A 549-nucleotide genomic window follows, 5' to 3' on the forward strand; every position below is an offset into this window, starting at 1 on the left:
GCCTTGATTTGGCCAGTGAAAGGATCCATTGTCATCATACCGGCATGCAGAAAGTGCTTGTAGTACGCCAGCGAATCGAGCGGCGACATGAGCAGTGTAGTGTCGCCGTCGCCTTTCCAAGTGAACACCTTTACAGGCCGTTTCCGATTCAAAGCCTCTTCCAGCAAGTCGGGGCGCCCCTCGTACTGCGCGGCTAGCGCCTTGTACTGTTCGGTGCGCTTCATTTGCGTTTCAATAAAATCAGGAATTTCATTGCCCTTTTCATCAACCCACGGATTTTGGTCCCGGTTGCGCCAGAAGTTGTCAAAGGAACGCTGCAGGGTTTTCATTTTCTTCTGCACTGCCTCCTCGGCGTACTGCTGCATGCGCGAATCGATAGTCGTGTAAATGCGAAGGCCGTCGCGGTACATGTCGTAGCCATTTTGCCGGCACCACTCATTCACCCGCTGGCTCACGGCCCCACGGAAGTAGTTCTCTGGGCCATCGACGTGCTTTTCTACCTGGTATTGCAGCACAATGGGCTTGGCTTGCTCTGCGGCGGCCTGGGCG

At 55.0% G+C, this 549-nt stretch carries 1 pseudogene; it reads right to left on the reverse strand.

From position 1 onward, the window contains the following. Positions 1-549, reverse strand: a pseudogene (locus VI25_RS22405) (penicillin-binding protein); the annotation flags it as partial.

The organism is Hymenobacter sp. AT01-02, from assembly GCF_000961955.2.
In the GTDB taxonomy this organism is placed as follows: domain Bacteria; phylum Bacteroidota; class Bacteroidia; order Cytophagales; family Hymenobacteraceae; genus Hymenobacter; species Hymenobacter mucosus.